General features: G+C 40.5%; 18 protein-coding genes. 9 read left to right on the forward strand and 9 right to left on the reverse strand.

The features are described from left to right. Positions 1 to 50 precede the first annotated feature (50 nt). From DZC72_RS07300 to DZC72_RS07310, 3 genes are read right to left on the reverse strand one after another with little or no spacing between them, the layout of a single operon-like run. Positions 51 to 794, reverse strand: coding sequence for a uroporphyrinogen-III synthase (locus tag DZC72_RS07300; protein ID WP_125222181.1), 744 nt, complete (start codon positions 792 to 794; stop codon positions 51 to 53). A gap of 8 nt (positions 795 to 802) precedes the next feature. Beyond that, entirely contained in the window at positions 803 to 1,456 is a 654-nt protein-coding gene (locus DZC72_RS07305) for a DUF4271 domain-containing protein (RefSeq protein WP_125222182.1), read from the reverse strand. Next, the gene (locus DZC72_RS07310; RefSeq protein ID WP_125222183.1) at positions 1,456 to 3,126 is read right to left on the reverse strand and encodes an ArnT family glycosyltransferase; all 1,671 of its coding nucleotides are present in this window, start codon (positions 3,124 to 3,126) and stop codon (positions 1,456 to 1,458) included. Before DZC72_RS07310 ends, DZC72_RS07305 begins: the two co-directional genes overlap by 1 nt. Before the next feature lie 130 nt (positions 3,127 to 3,256). On the opposite strand from DZC72_RS07310, the gene DZC72_RS07315 reads away from it, so the two are divergent. The 3 genes from DZC72_RS07315 (at position 3,257) to DZC72_RS07325 (ending at position 5,856) form a co-directional block, all read left to right on the forward strand. Then, entirely contained in the window at positions 3,257 to 3,988 is a 732-nt protein-coding gene (locus DZC72_RS07315) for a polyprenol monophosphomannose synthase (protein ID WP_125222184.1), read from the forward strand. Between the two features lies 1 nt (position 3,989). Next, positions 3,990 to 5,324, forward strand: coding sequence for a dihydroorotase (locus DZC72_RS07320; protein WP_125222185.1), 1,335 nt, complete (start codon positions 3,990 to 3,992; stop codon positions 5,322 to 5,324). An 88-nt stretch (positions 5,325 to 5,412) separates the two neighbouring features. Further along, complete coding sequence (locus tag DZC72_RS07325) at positions 5,413 to 5,856, forward strand: DUF4296 domain-containing protein (protein ID WP_125222186.1); 444 nt, start codon at positions 5,413 to 5,415, stop codon at positions 5,854 to 5,856. On the opposite strand, the gene DZC72_RS07330 is transcribed toward DZC72_RS07325, so the two are convergent. Continuing rightward, on the reverse strand, positions 5,828 to 6,844 hold the full coding sequence (locus DZC72_RS07330) for an NAD-dependent epimerase/dehydratase family protein (protein WP_125222187.1): 1,017 nt from the start codon (positions 6,842 to 6,844) through the stop codon (positions 5,828 to 5,830). The two genes, DZC72_RS07325 and DZC72_RS07330, sit on opposite strands and share 29 nt — an antisense overlap. 200 nt (positions 6,845 to 7,044) lie before the next feature. Here DZC72_RS07330 and tyrS point away from each other — a divergent pair, with 200 nt between their 5' ends. From tyrS to DZC72_RS07345, 3 genes are all read left to right on the forward strand, one after another. Continuing rightward, positions 7,045 to 8,343 carry a tyrosine--tRNA ligase gene (tyrS, locus tag DZC72_RS07335; RefSeq protein ID WP_125222188.1) on the forward strand — a complete coding sequence of 433 codons (1,299 nt, stop codon included), beginning with the start codon at positions 7,045 to 7,047 and terminating at the stop codon, positions 8,341 to 8,343. 42 nt (positions 8,344 to 8,385) lie between these two features. Next, entirely contained in the window at positions 8,386 to 8,775 is a 390-nt protein-coding gene (locus DZC72_RS07340; RefSeq protein ID WP_125222189.1) for a lipocalin family protein, read from the forward strand. 104 nt (positions 8,776 to 8,879) lie between these two features. Further along, complete coding sequence (locus DZC72_RS07345) at positions 8,880 to 9,332, forward strand: hypothetical protein (protein ID WP_125222190.1); 453 nt, start codon at positions 8,880 to 8,882, stop codon at positions 9,330 to 9,332. Here the strand turns inward: DZC72_RS07345 and DZC72_RS07350 are convergent. From DZC72_RS07350 to DZC72_RS07370, 5 genes are all read right to left on the reverse strand, one after another. Beyond that, positions 9,329 to 10,306 (reverse strand): LuxE/PaaK family acyltransferase, encoded by a 978-nt coding sequence (locus DZC72_RS07350; protein ID WP_125222191.1) that lies wholly within the window; start codon positions 10,304 to 10,306, stop codon positions 9,329 to 9,331. The two genes, DZC72_RS07345 and DZC72_RS07350, sit on opposite strands and share 4 nt — an antisense overlap. Before the next feature lie 80 nt (positions 10,307 to 10,386). Next, a complete protein-coding gene (locus tag DZC72_RS07355) occupies positions 10,387 to 10,710 on the reverse strand; it encodes a T9SS type A sorting domain-containing protein (RefSeq protein WP_125222192.1) in 324 nt (107 codons plus the stop codon). Positions 10,711 to 10,877: 167 nt separating this feature from the next. Then, positions 10,878 to 11,186, reverse strand: coding sequence for a T9SS type A sorting domain-containing protein (locus DZC72_RS07360; protein WP_125222193.1), 309 nt, complete (start codon positions 11,184 to 11,186; stop codon positions 10,878 to 10,880). Positions 11,187 to 11,344: 158 nt separating this feature from the next. Continuing rightward, the gene (locus DZC72_RS07365) at positions 11,345 to 12,535 is read right to left on the reverse strand and encodes a multidrug transporter (RefSeq protein WP_125222194.1); all 1,191 of its coding nucleotides are present in this window, start codon (positions 12,533 to 12,535) and stop codon (positions 11,345 to 11,347) included. A gap of 20 nt (positions 12,536 to 12,555) precedes the next feature. Further along, on the reverse strand, positions 12,556 to 15,381 hold the full coding sequence (locus DZC72_RS07370; protein WP_125222195.1) for a TonB-dependent receptor: 2,826 nt from the start codon (positions 15,379 to 15,381) through the stop codon (positions 12,556 to 12,558). 261 nt (positions 15,382 to 15,642) lie between these two features. Between DZC72_RS07370 and DZC72_RS07375 the strand changes: the two genes are divergently transcribed. From DZC72_RS07375 to trmB, 3 genes are read left to right on the forward strand one after another with little or no spacing between them, the layout of a single operon-like run. Then, entirely contained in the window at positions 15,643 to 16,329 is a 687-nt protein-coding gene (locus DZC72_RS07375; RefSeq protein ID WP_125222196.1) for a response regulator transcription factor, read from the forward strand. Continuing rightward, complete coding sequence (locus DZC72_RS07380; RefSeq protein WP_125222197.1) at positions 16,329 to 17,396, forward strand: sensor histidine kinase; 1,068 nt, start codon at positions 16,329 to 16,331, stop codon at positions 17,394 to 17,396. The genes DZC72_RS07375 and DZC72_RS07380 overlap by 1 nt, the downstream gene beginning before the upstream one ends. Before the next feature lie 45 nt (positions 17,397 to 17,441). After that, positions 17,442 to 18,110: a tRNA (guanosine(46)-N7)-methyltransferase TrmB gene (gene trmB / locus DZC72_RS07385; protein ID WP_125222198.1), complete on the forward strand. Its 669-nt coding sequence runs from the start codon at positions 17,442 to 17,444 to the stop codon at positions 18,108 to 18,110.

Below are 18,110 nucleotides of genomic sequence, written 5' to 3' on the forward strand. Positions count from 1 at the left end.
AAAGGCCTTGCAATTTGCAAGGCCTTTTGTTTTAGCATAAAAAGCAAACATTATTTGTTTGCGTTCGTAATATATTTTTGCAATGCCATGGTCATGGACGGTGTCTCCGGCGTTGGGGCTTTTATGTCGATTCTAAGACCTGCACCTGTAGCGGCTTCTACGGTAGAATTTCCAAAAACGGCGATCCGGGTATCATTTTGTTTAAAATCCGGAAAGTTATGTAGTAGTGACTCAATACCCGATGGACTAAAGAACACCAAAATATCATAGTAAACGTCCCTTAAATCTGATAGATCACTGATGACCGTTTTATAAAAAATACCTCTTTTCCAGATGATATCAAGAGCATTTAGAGATTCAGGTACTTCAGGCTTGAGCACGTCTGAAGAAGGTAACAAAAACTTTTCGTCCTTGTATTTTTTGATCATCGGAGCTAAATCGGAAAACAAACGTTTACCTACATAAATTTTTCTTTTCCTATATACTACATACTTCTGTAAATAGTATGCCACAGCCTCGGATTGACAAAAGTATTTCATGGTATCAGGCACCTTGAAACGCATTTCTTCCGCAATCCTGAAGAAATGATCTACCGCATTTCTACTTGTAAGAATTATAGCTGTATAATCCTTTAAATCAATTTTTTGTTGACGGACACCTTTGGCATCTACTCCTTCCACATGGATAAAGGGTCTAAAGTCGACCTTCACTTTTTCTTTGTCTATGAGCCTGGAATAGGGAGAATTTTCCATTTTTGGCTCGGGCTGAGAGACCAAAATTGTTTTTACTTTCATAGGTTACACTATTTTAGAAAGCTTCCCAATATGATTAGGGGTGCAATTTCGAGTGCGCAAAGGTACAAAATAAAATAGAAAAAGTAGGAACTAATGAATTTTTGATGAATCCTAATAACTGAAACCCAGCCTATAATATTAATTAAGAGAAATAGTGCAAATGCTGATAATACTACAGGCATGGAGTTAATAAAAACAAAGCACAAAAGTATATTGGCAAGAAAAAGGACAAGGCTGCCATAGTTCAAATAAGAGGTTTTTTTGAACAGTAATTCATTAATGGTACTATAGGACCCAAAAATGAAACTGTTTCCCAGTTGTAGGAACAACTTTGCGAAAACGAAAAGAAACAGATAGCCTAGGATTACAAAAAATGTCACCTTTGAGACGAATGTTGTGGGGCTTTCATAACTCTTCCAAACGAGAAAGGCGAACAATGATATATTGATGATTTGGAATAAGGTAAGCAGTATATGAAACCAATTGAAAAGCTTCTCTTTTTTGTTGTACATAATTATGTACTTGTTGTTGAAAGGCAAAATGATAAAATTCAGGAACCGTGTATAGAAAATCTTTTTGGCGATGACAATTAAGAGCAGACTGCCAAACAAGATAAGGGTAATCCAGTCCAAGTTATCGGTAATCCTGTCAATTGGCTCCATTAGTTCACTGGTATTGGTTTGGAATTCAGGCCGGGATACAGTCCGTTTTCTGAAATTACGATTCTAATATAGCCTACTTTTTCTTGATCAAACGAAGGAATGTCCAATGTAAAGTCCGTAGTGTCCTTTTTGGACAACACCAAAAGGTCACTGGTTATAGGTTTGGGAATGACAGGTTTTAAGCCCAAGGTATTTTTATATGGGCTCAAATAGGCTATTGAAAATGTAAGCTGGGACAATGCTATATCAAAGTCATAGGGATTGATGACCTGTAGATGATAATCGGAACTACCTAGCACTACGATTTCCTCTTTCAAAGTACATTCAAGCTTTCTAAAGGAATTGAAATCTTGAATGTATTTGCCTTTATAGTCCCAACCATCGGGTTTGGTATATGAAAAAGTATTATCATTGATGTATTTGGATAAATAGGCCACTTTTTTGCCCCGTACCCGTTCTTCGGATGTATCTATGGAATATTGGTTCTTCCTGTACATCACATTGTTCAGGGAGAAGGTCGGGATTCCTCCCGAATAAAATTCGTACATAGGAGCGTTACGATAAGAATTCTCAAAAACTACAGGAATTTCCCCAACCTCCTCGCGAATTCCATTGACCCAGGTCTTGTTGCCATGACTTTCATAATGGAAATCGAAAAGTAAGGGTTGGTAAATGAGTCCGGCCCGTAAATAAAGAATCAGCAAAGCATTGATGATGCCCAAGCGAACCATCCATTTAAGGACCTGTTTATGTCCCAACATAAAATTATATACGATGACCACCAGGGGAATACAGATAATAATGATCCATTGGGTCTGTACCCTTCTGTTGAAGCTGGAAATAAAGAAAAACAGGATTACGCCATAGGTCAAGAACAAGAGTGCCCTATTGAACATGTCCTTGCCCTTGGTTTTAAACAGGGCAAAATAGATTAGCGGGAAGGTAAGCCCAAAAAGTGCGATCAGGTTTACAAAGAAGCCTAGCGTATATTTCTCAAACTGATAGGCATCGTTGGGACGTTCATAAAGATGGTATTTGATACTGACAAAATCATTTTGATACAGCCAGTAAAAATGCGGGGCATAACAGAGTAGTGCAACCAAAACGCTAAGCCAGGCAAACTTGCTCTTAACAAGGTTCAGGTTGGATAGCAACACAAAAACGATGACCAGTACGGCGTGGTATTTACTGTACATCAAGGCCGCCATAAAAATACCCAATAGCATAGCCGCAGGATACTTTGGGTTCTTTAAGAAATGTTTATATGTAAGTAAAAAGCAGGATGTAAAAAATAGTAAAGGGGTATCCGGAAGTGTAAAAAAGCCGTATGCGTTCAACAAGGTCATGGAAAAGACCAGAATGAAAAAATGAGGTATATATCGATTCTTTTCCGGTCTATCGATAAGTAACCATAATACCACCAGATTTAGGGAGGAAATTATGCAGCTCATAAAACGTACTCCAAGCTCACCGTCAAAAAATAGACTGCTAATCTTTATTAGCAATGAAACCATAGGCGGATGGTCAAAATAGCCCCAGGCCATATGTTGGCTATAATACCAATAATAGGCCTCATCGAAAATTAATTCCGTAAATACGGACTGTATTAGGTTCAAAACAAAAAATGCCGTGAGAAAATAATAGAATAGCCTTGGGATTTTTTCAAACATGGGCGGTCGTTAAGGGCGTAAAATTACAAATTCCGATGGTTTTCTATTTTTCAAAATCCGATTTAAACACACTATGCCATTTTTTCGCCATTATTAAAATAGTACTTTTGTGCCCATATAGTATATGCCGATGTCCAGCAGCAGTGTTGTAATCATTCCTACTTACAATGAAATTGAGAATATTGACGCGATAATCAATGCTGTTTTTGAATTGCCAAAAGATTTTCATGTACTTATTGTGGACGACAACTCTCCCGATGGTACTGCGCAACGTGTACGGGAATTACAGAAACAGTATAAGGATAAGCTGTTTTTGGAAGTGAGGCAGGAGAAATCGGGGTTGGGAACTGCCTATATCCATGGATTTAAATGGGCTATCGGTAAAAAATATGATTATATATTTGAAATGGATGCCGATTTCTCACATAATCCTACAGACCTATTGCGATTGCTCAAGGCATGTGAAAAGGGAGCGGACGTATCGGTCGGGTCCAGATATAAAAAAGGAGTGAACGTGGTCAACTGGCCGTTGTATAGGATTTTATTGTCCTACGGGGCGTCCTTTTATGTAAAAATGATTACGGGCATGCGGGTGCATGATCCAACGGCGGGGTTTGTTTGCTACAAAAGGTATGTTTTGGAGAATATCGATTTGGATTCCGTTCGTTTTGTGGGTTATGCATTTCAGATAGAAATGAAGTTTAGGGCCTACCTGAAGAATTATAAAATAGAGGAGGTTTCCATTATCTTTAAGGATAGGGTAAAAGGGAAATCCAAAATGAGTTCATCCATAATTAGCGAAGCTATCTGGGGTGTTTTTGTGATGAAACTCCGAAGCCTTTTCCAAAAAAATAGATTTTAAAATGGGTAAGACATTGTTAAAGAACGCGAATGTCGTAAATGAAGGTGTCATTGAGGAACTAGACCTTCTTTTGGAGGGTGATTATATTTCCCGAATTTCCAAGGATATATCCGATGCGGACGCGACCGTCATCGATTTGGAGGGGAAATACATACTACCGGGAATCATAGACGACCAAGTACATTTTAGGGAACCGGGCCTTACGCACAAGGGCACTATTGCATCGGAGAGTAGGGCGGCCGTGGCCGGGGGAATCACCACCTTTATGGAGCAGCCCAACACCAACCCACAGACCACAACGATTACCAAACTGGAGGAAAAACATGCGATGGCAAGGGAAACTTCCTATGCCAATTATTCTTTTTTGTTTGGGGGAACCAACGATAATCTGGAAGAGTTAAAACGTTTGGACAAAAATGCCTGTTCTGGGATCAAGTTGTTTTTGGGTTCCTCTACAGGGAATATGTTAGTGGATGATGAATTGGTCATAGAAAGTATTTTTAGCAATACGGAAATGGTCATTTCCGTGCATTGCGAGGATGAAACTACCATCCGTCGGAATTTGGAAGCATACAAGGAAAAATATGGCGAGGATATCCCAATCCAATACCATCCGCTGATCAGAAGCGAGGAAGCCTGTTATCTTTCTTCTTCCAAAGCGATTTCCTTGGCCAAAAAAACAGGTGCAAGATTGCACGTTTTCCACCTTTCAACGGGGAAGGAAATGGATTTGTTCAGAAACGATATTCCATTGGAGGAAAAGAAAATTACGGCCGAGGTCTGTATCCATCACCTGTGGTTTTCAGACGCGGATTATTTGGACAAGGGGACGTTGATAAAATGGAATCCTGCGGTGAAGACGGCCAAGGACCGTGACGCTCTATGGAAAGCTTTGTTGGATGATAGGATCGATGTCATAGCAACAGATCATGCACCGCACTTACTTTCGGAAAAGGATAACCCCTATACAAGTGCCCCAAGCGGAGGGCCATTGGTGCAACATGCTCTGCCCGCTATGTTGGAAAAACATTTGGAAGGTGTTATTGGTTTGGAAAAAATCGTAGAAAAAATGTGTCATAATCCGGCCAAATTGTTCGATATAGACAAAAGGGGCTATATCAGGGAAGGATATTTTGCCGATTTGGCCGTGGTTTCGTTGCAAGAACCTTGGCAGGTCTCCAAGGATAATATCTTGTACAAATGTGGCTGGTCGCCATTTGAAGGAAATTCCTTTAGTGCCAAGGTTACCCATACCTTTGTCAATGGGTATTTGGCCTATGACAACGGGAAACTATCGGAGAAAAGGAATGCCAAAAGACTCACTTTTGATAGATGAAAACCACATAGGAGGACTTTGTTGCATAATCGTATGGTCCCTGAAAAGTATTTATGAAATATCAAATAGTTAACCTAGAATTAAAGGTGTGAATAGATTTAGGATAGTCATAATCGTATTGGCATGCCTCACCGCTTGTGGTGAAAAACTCATAGAACAACCGGAAAACCTTATTCCAAAGGATAAGATGGTCTTGATTTTAAGGGACATGGCGTTAATAAATGCTGCAAAAGGGGCCAATTTGGGAATTTTAAAGGACAATGCCGTAGAGCCCACAAGGTATGTTTTTGAAAAATATGGGATAGATAGTGCGCAATTTGTGGTAAGTGACCGATACTATGCCTCGTTGCCAGTAGAGTATGAGGCTATTTATACCGAGGTGGAGGCCTCTTTGGATGCCACTAGAATTGAGCTTGAGGAGGAAAAAAAGATTACCGATAGTCTTAAGCTTCTTGAAAGCAAACGCACAAGAGAGACTGTTTTGGATAGCTTGAAGCCTTCCTCTATTGTTGGTAAAGACAGTCTTCCATAAACTTTTTGGAAGTAAAGGCAATAGATGCTTCCAAAGGTTCAAATGATATGTTCAATACCGTTCTGACTTTTTCACTGTTATACGTTTCAGGATGTAACAGGGAATAAACCGAGTTTTTGGTAAGTGTTCTAGGTTTTCCGGTAAATAAGGTTTTCAAAAAATCAAAATACCGGCCTATTTCCAATTGCCATTTTTTAAGTTCCTTCTTAGGGGGTTTCCTTCCAAGAATATGGGATATGGAGGTCATTATTTCCTTGTAGGTAAGATTTTCGGATACAAGGATAAACCGATCGTTTTTAATGGTGCTCGCCATGAGAAGCGTCATAACGGAAACTACATCGGTTACGGAAACAAATCCAGTTCCCCCTGGGGGATAATAGGAATAGCCCTCGTTTACAGTGGTAAACAACTTGCCACTGCCGCTATTCCAAAATCCAGGACCCAGGATCACCCCAGGGTTTACGATTACCACGTCCAGGTTTTCTTGGGAACCCCTCCACACCTCCATTTCGGCAGAATATTTGGTAAGGGCGTATACGTTCGTGTGCAATTCGTTCCAATCATTACTTTCTGTAGCTTCCTTGCCCCCGATGCTTCTACCAATGGTACCAATGGTACTTACATAACAGAGTTTCCGGATCTTATGATGGATGCACATATTTACAATGTTTGCCGTTCCCTCCACATTCACTTTCCGTAATTTTTTAAAATCCCTTGTGTCAAACGAAATAAGTGCCGCAGCGTGGTATACCTGTTCAATGTCCAAAAAGGCGGATTCCAAGGAGGGTACATCGAGAATATCTCCCTTTACCCATTCTATTTGATTAAAAATGGTTTCTGGAGCTTCCTCATAATAGGAGAAGACTTTTTTAACGTCCCCCAGTTTTTCTACGGACCTATAAATAGCGCGGACTTTTACCTTAGACAGCACCAATCTTAAAAGTAAGTGAGATCCCACCAAGCCTGTACCTCCGGTAACTAAAACCATATTCCATGTGTTTATAGCAATGTCAATCAGTTGATATTTAAACAATTACTTTTGCTTAAGCATCTTGGATTGTACTGCCAAATCCCTCTATGACGTTTCAAATGTAGGAAATAGACTTGGATAAATTCCTCCCAAGATAGGTATGATCAGCGGCGTATTTCCTTTTATATTTGCAAAGAATTAAAATGAAATAGTTTCAAATGGCTTTAAACTTTGTAAAAGAGCTGGAATGGAGAGGAATGTTGCATGATGCAATGCCTGGAACGGAAGAGTACCTTATGGAGGGAATGCAATCTGCCTATGTGGGGATAGACCCAACGGCAGATTCCCTGCACATAGGTCATTTGGTTAGTGTCATGATGCTGAGACACTTTCAATTGGCAGGACATAAACCTATTGCCCTAGTAGGAGGTGCAACCGGTATGATCGGGGATCCATCCGGTAAATCCGCAGAGCGAAACCTTCTGGACGAAGCCACGCTTAGGTATAATCAGGAAGCCTTAAAAAACCAACTTTCCAGATTTCTTGATTTTGAAAGCGATGCGGATAATGCCGCTGTCTTGGTCAATAATTACGACTGGATGAAGGATTTTTCTTTTTTGGATTTTATCCGGGATGTTGGCAAGCATATTACCGTCAACTATATGATGGCGAAAGACTCCGTAAAAAAGCGGCTTTCCGCCGAAGCAAAAGAAGGAATGTCGTTCACTGAATTTACGTATCAACTAGTACAGGGATATGATTTTCTTCATTTATACAAAACCCTTAACTGTACCCTTCAAATGGGTGGCAGTGACCAATGGGGGAATATAACGACGGGCACGGAACTGATTCGTAGAATTGGCGGAGGAAAGGGCTATGCCCTTACCTGTCCTTTGATAACCAAGGCCGATGGCACCAAATTTGGAAAGACCGAAAGCGGAAACGTCTGGTTGGATGCAGAGCGGACCTCCCCGTATAAATTTTATCAATACTGGCTCAATATCTCCGATGCCGATGCGGAAAAATATATCAAGATTTTCACCTTTCTTTCAAAGCAGGAAATCGAGCATCTAGTTTCGGAGCATTCGCAGGCCCCCCATCTAAGGTTACTTCAAAAGCGATTGGCCGAGGAAATAACGGAAATGGTACATTCAAAGGAAGAACTGGAGAATGTGGTCAAGGCCAGTGACATTCTTTTTGGCAAGTCCACATCACAAGACCTCAAAGCGTTGAATGAAAAAACCTTCTTGGATATTTTTGAAGGGGTTCCACAGGCCCAGGTTCCCATGGCTTCTTTGGAAGGCGGATTGGATATGATTGCGGCCCTATCCGCACAGACAGGGTTTTTAGGGTCCAACGGAGAAGCAAGGCGCGAATTGAAACAGAATTCCATTTCCGTAAACAAGGAAAAGGTGAAGGAGGACTATTTGATCGGAAGGGAGGACCTTATCAATGGAAAGTTTGTGCTGCTTCAGCGCGGTAAGAAGAATTACTTCGTACTTACGGTAACTGAATAGGCAACCTTTGCAGCATTTTACCATCTACAGAAAAAATGGTTTATGAAACGAATTTTAGGGCTGATGATTTTGGTTTTTTTGATTTCCTGTGATTCGGACAATGACCCCATTATACAGGAAACCGGTTTGAACGGGGAATGGATATTACAGGAAGTTAGCTGTTTCTGTGCGTTTGATGCCAACGTTGATTTTTCGGAAACAAGGCTGATTTTCGAAACCGATACGAATACCCTTACCGTCATTAATGAGGGTACCGATCGGTTTTTCAAGGAATCGGGGGAATACCGGTATGGCGGTCAGAACAATATTCTAGATTTTACCGATAATACCAGCTATCAATTCGAAGTTACCGGAAACCAATTGACTTTGGTCTACTTGGACAACCCTCAGATTGCGGATGATGAGGTAGTCTATTCCTTTAGAAGGCCTTAATTTGCTGGTTTAAAGATATTTATTGAAAATACTTCACATTCCCTGAACGCAACCCATTGTTATTTGTAGTATCTTAAGATAGAATTAGTTAACCCTTGGAAATTGTGCAAAACCGATTTTTGTTTTTAGTTACGATTATTCTACTTTTTACGGCAGGATGCACCAACGATGATTTGGTGCTAAAGGGAAAGGATTTGCAATTTTCAAGTCAAAAATGGAGACTGGTTCAAATGACAGGAAGTTTTGTTAATTCAACAACTGTGGGCGAGGCTATGGATTGGCAGGAATACTATATTTTCAATCCAGATGGTTCATTTATTAAAAGCAGGGAGCGTGATGGTGCCGTTTTGGAAGCTACTGGAACCTTTGAGGTGGTCGAGTACGATAATGATGATGCGGATTATCTGGAGCTACTTTTCGAGACTGGAGGGGAGTTGGCAGGCGGTTGTTATGGATTTGGTAGGGAAACCTTGCAATATGTTACCGAGGATAGGCTTCAAAGCTCTTGGATGGCATGTGACGGACCTGGTCTATTTTATGAAATACAAAAGGATTAAAGCGCCATCAAATTACATCCTCTGATATCTGAATGGTCAAAACGGCCCAATACTTCAAATTTTCCACTTTCATATAATTTTCCCAAATCCTGGGTGGCTATAAACGAACAAGAGTTCACATTGGCAAGATCGATTACATTGATGCCTCCAGTCTTTGCTTTGGGTAGTAAGGATAAAGGGTCTTCTGTATCCCTAACCAAAATCTTCATCCAAGGGGGACATTCAAAAAGACTATCCCCTAGAGAGTAGGCCTGTGAAAGGAGTTCCGTCATACCATATTCGGAATGAATATGTTTCACGCCAAACCCTTGCTTTAGTTGCTCGTGCAGTTCCTTACGTATCAATTCCTTTCTACGTCCCTTCATGCCGCCTGTCTCCATCACGATGGTATGTTCCAATTCTAATTTAAACGCATCGGCAAAATCCAAAAGAGCAAAGGAAACACCAATTAAAAGGGTCTTTTGTTTTTGGGCTTCCAGTTCCTTAAGGACGGATGCCAATTTAGACAGGTCATTGAGAAAAAATCCGCTAAAGGGATGTTTGCTTTTATCGATTAAATCGTTCACCATGTAAATCAGGGAAGAACCATCGCGCTCTAAATAGGAGGGCAGCAGGGCCAAAACACAATAATTTTCAATAGGCCCGTAGAAGTTTTCAAAGCCTTTTAGGTAGCTCTGTTCGTACAGGTTGAGGTCCGTAACATAGTGCTTACTTGCAACGGAGCCCGTGGTTCCGCTACTGGTAAAAATGATTTCTTCATTGTCCAAAGTACTAACAACCTTGTGTTCCTTGAAGAATTGAATGGGTAGAAATGGAATTTCGGTAAGCGTATTGATTTGCTCCGATTTTATATTAAGATAGTCGCAGAACCTTTGGTAAACCTGATTATTTTGATACTGAAACTGAAATATTTCCAAACATTTGGTTTCAAATTCAGTTTTGGATGAAATATCAAAAATACCTTTTGGGCCCATGGAATATTTAATTCCCTGTAAAGGTAAAGAACCCTGTAGAATGTATCTTCAAAAGTAGGGTAAATCGGGTTAGGTAACAGTTACTTTACCACCAGTTTTCTGTTGATCGTTTTTTTGTTCTCGGTTACTTGGATAACATAGACACCGGGTGAAAGTCTGGAGATGTCCAAGGTTTTGTTCGAGATACGATCGGTCAAAACCAACTCACCAAAGACGTCATATATTCGTATTTCCTTGGTCTCGTTGTTCTCCGTGGTCACATAAACCATGTCTGCCGTTGCTGGGTTGGGATATAGTTTAAAACCTGAGATCTCCTCATTTTTTAAATTCCTAAAATCAATGGTGTCCTGACCATAAATCGTAAAGGAAAACCCCATTAAAAGGATAAAGTAGATTTTTTTCATTGGGCATCGATTTGGGATCAACACCTCAAAGTTACTTCAGTCTTAAAGGGTAAAAATAAAAATGTTGTCAATGATACTATTTTGTATGTCAATAAGATAGCACTTGCAATATATCGGATTTTTTGTACCGATTATCGATATGAGAATATATTAGGTAGCGGTAAAATTTATTTGACGATGAGCTTTCTGGTAGCCATTTTATCCTTTTCAAAAACTCTTAGGACGTACACCCCGGCATCCATATCGTTAAGGGAGAGTTCCTTGCCAAGTATGGTCGTTTTTAGAATTAGGGTTCCAAAAACATCGTAAATGAAAATTTCCTTAGGACTATTGTTAGCCGTTGTAATATACACCTTACCATTCGTAACCGGGTTTGGATACATACTAAAACCGTCTATATCCCCTTGATTTTTGGGACTTTGTCCAAAACCAACAGCACAAAAAAGAAAGAAAATAACGAGGTAAAGGTGCTTCATATATAGCTGGTTACAAATGCTATGCCACAAATATAGGAATTATAGCCTCTGGACGTCAATAGGATATGACTCTTTCTTTAAATTTTTCGATGAAATGCAAAAGGCCCGTCCGAGAATGGTATCGGGACGGGCCTTATTCGTAAACTTTGGATATGTTTTTAATTGATTCCTACGGTCCAACCCGCACCCCAAGTAGCAATGTCAGTACCCGTTCCGTTGCCATCCCCAAAAATAAATTCAGCTTCCGTAAACGCGGCACCTGTATCATTTTTCAATTTAGTGGTTACATTGTTGAACGTAACATCTGTAACGTTTAAATCGCCACTTAGAACTCCAGCTCCGGTATCAGCATCGTCAAGATCGAAAGCTTCATCAAAGTCATTGAATACCATGTTGGTAAAAATTCCTTGTGTACCTGCTCTTAACCGAATGGCCTCACTGGCATCGTTAGCGCCAACGATTGTTACATTGGTTACTGTTGGTTTTGAGAAATAGCCACCTTCGTTACTAAAATCAGTATTGAAACCGTCACATTCAAAAGCCTTATCATGAGCAGTACCGTGTTGGACATATACGTCGGTCAATGTTCCAACGAAGCCTTCTGTCCAGTCAATTGAATCGTCCTCAGAGTTAACTACCACCAAGTGGCTTGCGCTCACAGTACCTCCAAAAAACTCGAATCCGTCATCGGATCCTTCATATACCTGAACATAATCAATAGTGGTAGCACTACCTACACCGTAAACGGAAAGTCCGTTCAATTCCGCATTTCCATCAATGGCACCACCAGCATATTCAATACGCACGTACTCTAAGATTCCACTATTATCGGTTGGGTTGTTGCCACCATAGGAAAGACTACCTACCTCTGAAGTTGCGGTATCATCTGAACCATCAGGAGTAGAGTTAATGGGCGCTCTTCCACAAAGAACAATTCCTCCCCAATCACCAGATGCAGGTGAAGCAGCGTTCGATGTAAATACAATAGGTTCACTGGCGGAGCCGTCGGCTATAATTCTACCGCCTTGTTGAATGGCGATGTAGGCATTGACCCCAACTGGTTGCGCTTTAATGGTCATGCCCGCGGGTATGGTTAGAGTTGCACCATTGGCAATCAAAACGGGACCGGTAACGATGTATTCAATTGATGGGTCTAAAGTGATATTCTCTGTAAATACCCCACTTAAGTTTACACTAGTTACCTCGGGGGTTTCACCACCTCCGGTCGTATTGTTTGTCGTATTGTTGACGACGCTATTGTCATTAATAATGATTTCAGCGGTGTCATCGCTTTCGCATGACCAAAATAGGCCAGCAGCTATACATAAGAGTAATAAGTTGTTTTTCATTTTTAAGAATCTATTAAATATTAAAATTTATACTTGAGTGTTAGTCCAATGTTCAATCCAAGGTTGAATTCTCTGATCACAATGTCACCTAGTTCAGTACCTTCCCTTACCAAGCTGATATCTGGATTCAATAAATTTTTTGCGGATAGATTAGCCTCAAAATTGTCGCCAAATGAGTTCTTCCAGATAAAATTGAGTGTTGGAACCGCCTTTTCCACGATATTCCCCAAACTGCCAGCACCTAAAGAGAAAATTCTATCGGAAAAATAGGAATAGGCAAGAGTTGCTTTGGGTTTATAGCTACCAAATGTTGGGCTGTAATTTATATCCGTATTGATGATAAAAGGAGAAGCTCCTTCCAATTCATCAGAATCCCTGTCAAATGATGTTCCAAAGGTGTTCAAATCTCCGGCAGGAATATCTTTTAGGTCTTGTTTTGTTTTTGTGTAGGCCGTATTTAAACCTAGTGAAACTATGGCATTCTCGTCTTCATCCATGATAAGATTTTTTCTAAGCTCAAGTTCTACACCGTAAACATCTGCCCTATCACCTGTTCTAAAGTAACGTTGCGTTCCAGTTGCATCCGCTGCAACGACCCTGTTCACGGGGTCATTTATAGTCTTTGCAAATGCCGCCAAGGAGAATATTTCTCCGCGCTCGCGGAACCACTCATATTTTAAATCAAAATTATATACGTTTGAATAGATTGCACCCGTTCCATCCAGTCCTCCTAAAAGGTCAGGATTACCGCCTACACGCTGTGTAACCGATTCGTAAACAAAAGGTGCTGCTTCCTTAAACTCAGGGAAAGAAGCCGTTTTGCTAAATGCAAACCTCAAATTGGAATCATCGTTCAATGAATACTTAAGATTTAAACTAGGGAGGAATAAATTCTCGTATACTATTCTCACTCCAGGATCATCAGGTCTAATGTTGATTACATCATATTGTACTCTTTGACTAAAGGATTCAGCCCTAAAACCGGGTATGAATGTCCATTTTTCACCGGCCTTGATGGTTGCGGTAATGAAACCAGCGTGGATATCCAGATTTCCTTGATATGTGTTCTCTGGCAATCCAGGTCTGTTCACATTTCCAATATCATTATTGATTGGATTAAGGACCAATAGATTGTATATGCCGGTCCCATTTGGAATATTTATATTGTCTACATTAAATATGCTGTTGAAATTGTTCACATCTGTAATTGGGTTACCATCCCTGTCTTGGATATCATAGCCGTACCTAATACTACTGAACCTTCTTTCTTTTGTCCTACCGTTATATCCAAAGTTCCAAGTTAGATTTTCAGATGTTTTATAAGTCAAATTAATGTAGCTGTTTAATTCATCGTCCTTTATATCTTGGAAAAACCGTTGGTTGTCAAAAGGAATATTTGTATAGAAAACAGGGTTTGTGGAGGCATCCCCATCTAGAGCCAATTGATAATTTTCCAAGGTTATCCTTTTTCTATCAGGCTCATAGGAAAATACTTTGTTGTAACCAGTTCCCCAGTCAAGACTAAATTTTTCGTCGAAAATATGCTGGCCAGTTAATTGATTTACGAATATCATATCTTGATTGAACTGAACGTTCATTACATAGAAACCTTGATCTGTATCCAATATGGCGTCCCTATTTTTCCCTTGTCCGTTCACACCATAGAATCCAACGGCATCAGTGGCACTATTGATGAAAAGACTGTTATAATTTACCTTATGGTCATTATTAATCTTATAGGTAGTATTCAATAGTGCCGTTGTGGATGTTTTGTACGCATATTCCTCCACATTGGGAAAATCTATTTTCAATACATTCGTGAAGTCCCTGGCCGGGCCTTCTAATAATTGATATCCGCTATCGAAACCTGCAGAGGCAAAAAAGCTCAGTCTTGATTCGTCCCCAAAATTAAATGAGTAACCTCCTTCGACCGCTCCGTTCAAATTGATGGGGTCCCATGAATTTTCCGGGTCAACACCATGAGAAAGCACAACGGCAAAAGGGTTGTTATCATACCTATTATAAAAGCCATATGCACTGGTGCCTTCACTTTTAAAGAAATCTTCTCCAAAGGCATTTGTATTCAGTCCACTTCCAAGGGATATGTCAAAATATCCATCGCCTGTATACTCTTTGGGTTTAATATTTACATTACCTGCCGCAAAATCAGAATAATAAGAGCTATTATATGCCTTACTTACAGATACGTTTTCAATAATGCTCGATGCAAACAAATCTAGATTAATATTCTTTTTATTCACATCATTGGATGGTAGGGACAAGCCGTTCATAGTCGTATTTTGATACCGATCTCCAAGTCCACGAACATATACGTTGCTAGAACCTTGTTGCTTTGAAATACCTGAAATTTGCGCCACTGCCGCAGCGGCATCATCAATACCCTTTAAAGTCAACGCCTCGGCACTAATGGCTTCTTGCATAATCGCCGCATTTTTTTGTTGAAGCAATAGGGCTACCTCCGAGTCCTTTCTTGATGTGGTTACTACGGTTACCTCTTCCAACGCCATACCTTCTGATGCGCTCATAGGAACATTTACCGTTGTTACCTTGCCTGCGACTACATTTACCTGTGGAACTTCTATGGTCTCGTATCCCAAATAACTAAACACAACAATATAAACCCCTGGTTCTAGGTTGTCAATCTCATAAAGTCCATCAAAATCTGAAGTAGCGCCCTTAGTAGTACCCTTAATAAGTACATTGGCAAAAGCAAGCGGTTCATCATTATATTCCTTGTCCGTTAGCTTACCAACAATGGACCCGGTGCTCTGCGCAAAGGCTCCTGCGCTAAAAATCAATAATATACTTACCAAAAATTTTTTCATTGTACGTTTGATCTCTAAAATCTTGCGCAAAGAACGCTTGGGGTTGTAAAAGTCGGGTTACGGTCATGTTAAATGTGGTTTGCAAAAAGGTTACCTAAACGTTACTATATTAAATCAACGTTAAGCGATTTTGTCATACGGGGATAATCTGTACTTTTGATAAATTAACACGTCCAAAAAACGATTGGGGATACTGCTAAACCATTGCATTTTAATACTTTTAGTTGCCTCTGACCATTAAAGACCAAACCATAGGATAAAATGAAGAAAAAGGATATTACCATACTTTTAGTGGATGACGAACCGGATATTTTGGAAATCTTAAGTTATAATCTCTCTTCTGAAGGCTATGAAATCATTACGGCCAAAAACGGTGCAGAGGGCGTTAGCAAAGCCAAAAAGAAGCTCCCTAATTTGATTATCCTGGATGTCATGATGCCCGAGATGGACGGTATAGAGGCATGCGAAATCATGAGGAAGACGCCGGGATTGGAAAATACCATAATTACCTTTTTGACCGCCAGAGGCGAGGATTATTCACAGGTGGCCGGGTTTGATGCGGGAGCCGATGACTATATTACGAAACCCATAAAACCAAAGGTTTTGGTTAGCAAGGTAAATGCCTTGCTTAGAAGATTATCCAAGGAAGATGTGCCTGTAGAGGACATTACGAAGGTGGGGGACATCGTAATCAATAGGGAAGAATACAAGATCATCAATCAGGGGGAGGAAATCATACTTCCGCGAAAAGAGTTTGAACTATTGGCCCTATTGACTTCAAAGCCCAATAAAGTATTTAAGCGAGAGGTTATCTTGGATCGGGTTTGGGGCAATGAGGTGGTCGTTGGTGGAAGGACCATTGATGTCCACATCCGTAAGCTACGTGAGAAAATAGGGGAAGATCATTTTAAGACCGTTAAGGGCGTGGGGTATAAGTTTGTACTGTAATGGCCGTACGATCTAAAAAATCCTATAGGTTTGCCTTTCGGTCGGCATTATACATAGGAGCTATTTCTTTTTTTGTTCTTGGGGGTCTTTTGTGGTATTTCAATATGTTTGACGGGTTGCTATTGGGCATTGCCTCCTTGCTCATTTTCACCCTTTCCTTTGTCACCCTTCAATTAAGGATCGAGCGATTCATCTACCGCCGGATCAAGAAAATTTATGACGATGTGGAATTGTTGGAATCCACTCCGCTCTCTACCAACCCGGTAACTACGGATATGCGTACCCTTACCGCCGAAATCGAAAAGTTTGCCAAGGACAAGAAGATAGAAATAGATACGCTAAAGATTAGGGAAGAGTATCGAAGGGATTTTTTGGGCAACGTTTCGCACGAGTTAAAGACTCCTTTGTTCACCGCGCAGGGTTATTTGGAAACACTTTTGGACGGGGCCATTGAGGACAAAAATATCCGAAGAAAATACATTTCCAGGGCCAATAAGGCAGTGGAGCGACTTATTTATATTGTACGTGACCTGGATTTGATCACCAAACTTGAGGTGGGCGATTTGCGATTGGAAAAGGAGGATTTCAATATTATCGAGCTCATACAAAATGTGTTCGACCTCCTAGAAATGAAGGCTCACAAAAAGAAAATTGTCCTCACTTTTGATATGGCCTATCCAAATCCTATAATGGTATATGCCGATAAGGAAAAAATCCAACAAGTATTGACCAACCTACTTGTGAATTCCATCAAATATGGGAACGAGAACGGCACTACAGAGGTCAGTGTTGAAAATTTGGTCAAGAACAAGGTTATTGTACGGGTAACCGATAACGGGGAGGGCATCCCTGCCAATCACTTGCCCAGATTGTTCGAACGTTTTTATAGGGTCGATCCAAGTGGTAGTAGAAAGGAAGGGGGCAGTGGCCTGGGTCTATCTATCGTAAAGCACGTAATTGAGGCACACGGTGAAAAAATTTATGTGGAGAGTTCCGAGGATGTGGGCTCCGAGTTTTCCTTTACCCTGGAGAAGAGTAAGTTAGAAAATACAAAATCCAAAAAATAAGTGCCTTCTCAATTTTCTTAGCTTTGTGGTTTTAAAGAACAAATTGTGGGCAGTAAGAACAAGCTAAAAAGATTCAAGGAAAACGAAACCTTTCCAAACGTAATCCAACCAACCCGGAAAGAAGTCACGAATGGTTTTGCATACCAGGGAAATTGGAAGGCACATTTTAAAAACGACCATCCGATTGTGTTGGAACTGGGTTGCGGAAAGGGCGAGTACACCATAGGTCTGGCCAAAAGGAACCCGCATAAGAATTTCATAGGTATCGACATCAAGGGCGCCAGATTTTGGAGGGGCGCCAAAACTGCCTTGGAGGAAGAACTGTCAAACGTAGCCTTTCTAAGAACCCAGATAGAGCTGGTGGACCTTTTGTTCGGAAAAAATGAAGTTTCTGAAATCTGGATTACTTTTCCCGACCCCCAAATCAAGTACAAACGTACCAAACATAGAATGACCAATGCCGCTTTTTTGGAGAAATACAAACGAATTTTGGAGCCCCAAGGATTGATGCACCTTAAGACCGATAGTGAGTTTATGCACGGCTATACATTGGGACTTTTGCATGGTTTGGGGATGGATGTCATTTACGCCAATCACGACGTCTACAAAAATGAAGGCAGCCCAAAGGATGTCTTGGAGATACAGACATTCTACGAAAATCAGTATCTTGAGAAAGGGAAACCCATAACCTATATTCAGTTTAGGATACACTAG

Source organism: Maribacter algicola (genome assembly GCF_003933245.1).
In the GTDB taxonomy this organism is placed as follows: Bacteria; Bacteroidota; Bacteroidia; order Flavobacteriales; family Flavobacteriaceae; genus Maribacter; species Maribacter algicola.